Genomic DNA, 2,028 nt, shown 5'->3' on the forward strand with positions numbered 1-2,028 from the left:
CCCGACGCTCAGCACCTTGGCATCGGCGACAACGATCTCGGAGGTGATGGTGGAACCGGCAGCGCCTTGCGCATTCTTGGCCACTTCCTGGATTTCGCCGGCATCGCGCGTCAGCACCACGTCAACGCGGTCACCGGGCGTGACGAAGCCGCCGACTCCGGCGATCTCGTCGGTGCGGATGGTGACCGCCCGCATTCCGGGCGTCATCATGTTGGAGAGCGTCGCGCGGCCATTCGGGCCGGACAGCTTGGTCAGCAGCACCGGTTCGTTGACCTCCATCGGCGACAGCACCACGCGAGTGCCGTCGGCGAGCAACGCATTGATGGTGGTGAAGGCGCCCTGCGGCACGGACTCTTGCGACCACGGGATTTCGCTGAGCTGCGCGCGGTCGAGCTCCATGCCGTAGCGCAACGGGGCATTCGCCACCACGATGGTCTTGAATTCGACTTTCGGCACGACAGGTGCCGGAATCGACGACGTCTTCTCTTCGGAATCGGCCTTGGCCTGGCTTTTGACCCAGAAATCCGCGGCAAAGATCGAGATCGCGCCGAAAACGGCGGCGATGCCGATCATCGATATGGCCTTGCCCCTCACGCCTAAACCCCTGATATCAGCAGTTTCTTATTTAGTTGGGCTCACGTTAGGCGGCATTGTTAAAGAATCAGGAATCCCGGGCGTTGGTATCGGATCTATTTCCGCCGGCTTGGTTATCGAATGGTTTTGGGGTAAGAGGGCCCAGATCCCCGAACGGAACAGGAACCTCGGTCGCTTGGCGCTGAAAAGCGTGGCAGTATCGCGAGGTGATTCGCAGCACCGGAACCTATGGCAGGCATGGACGACAGCAACGATCTCTTCGGCAATATGGACAAGCAGCCGCAGCCGGTGCGTACCGCTGCGCGCCCGGCGGATCCACTGGTGGTGCAAGCCACCAAGCGTCCTGCCTCGACCAAGGACGGCAGCGAGGGCTATAGCGCCGCCGACATCGAGGTGCTGGAAGGGCTGGAACCGGTGCGCCGCCGGCCAGGCATGTATATCGGCGGCACCGACGACAAGGCGATGCACCATCTGTTCGCCGAGGTCATCGACAATTCGATGGACGAAGCGGTGGCCGGTCACGCCACCTTCATCGATGTCGAGCTTTCGGCCGACGGCTATCTCGCCGTGACGGACAATGGCCGCGGCATCCCGATCGATCCGCACCCGAAGTTCAAGAAGCCGGCGCTTGAAGTGATCATGACGACGCTGCATTCGGGCGGCAAGTTCGACTCCAAGGTTTACGAGACATCAGGCGGCCTGCATGGCGTCGGCGTGTCCGTGGTCAACGCGCTGTCGGACCATCTCGAGGTCGAGGTCGCGCGGGGACGGCAACTCTATCGGCAAAAATTCTCGCGCGGCGTTCCCGTGACCGGCCTGGAACAGTTGGGCGAGGTCCACAACCGGCGCGGCACAAAGATCCGCTTCCACCCCGACGAGCAGATTTTCGGCAAGGGCGCGGCGTTCGAACCGGCGCGGCTCTACCGTATGACGCGCTCGAAAGCCTATCTGTTCGGCGGCGTCGAGATCCGCTGGACCTGCGATCCGTCGCTGATCAAGGAAAAAGACCAGACACCGGCCAAGGCGGAATTCCATTTTCCCGGCGGCCTGAAGGACTATCTCAAGGCATCGCTCGGCGACGACTTCCAGGTGACGCGCGAGATTTTCGCCGGCAAGAGCGAGAAACAGGGCGGCCACGGCTCGCTCGAATGGGCGGTGACCTGGTTCGGCGGCGACGGCTTCATCAATTCCTACTGCAACACCATCCCGACCGGCGAAGGCGGCACCCACGAGGCCGGCTTCCGCAACGTGCTGACGCGAGGCCTGCGCGCCTATGCCGACCTCGTCGGCAACAAGCGCGCCTCGATCGTCACCTCGGAAGACGTCATGATCTCAGCGGCGGGCATGCTGTCGGTGTTCATCCGCGAGCCGGAATTCGTCGGACAGACCAAGGATAGGCTGGCGACGATCGAGGCAATTCGAATTGTCGAGACC

The 2,028-nt window shown here is 62.6% G+C and carries 2 protein-coding genes; one reads left to right on the forward strand and one right to left on the reverse strand.

Annotated features, from left to right (window positions below):
- The coding region (gene cpaB, locus EN991_RS33995; protein WP_245461152.1) for a Flp pilus assembly protein CpaB at positions 1 to 594 on the reverse strand (594 nt) is incomplete at its 3' end.
- A 237-nt stretch (positions 595 to 831) separates the two neighbouring features.
- On the opposite strand from cpaB, the gene EN991_RS34000 reads away from it, so the two are divergent.
- On the forward strand, positions 832 to 2,028 hold a 1,197-nt coding region (locus EN991_RS34000), incomplete at its 3' end, for an ATP-binding protein (protein WP_245461153.1).

The organism is Mesorhizobium sp. M7A.F.Ca.US.005.03.2.1 (genome assembly GCF_003997795.1).
GTDB lineage: Bacteria > Pseudomonadota > Alphaproteobacteria > Rhizobiales > Rhizobiaceae > Mesorhizobium > Mesorhizobium ciceri.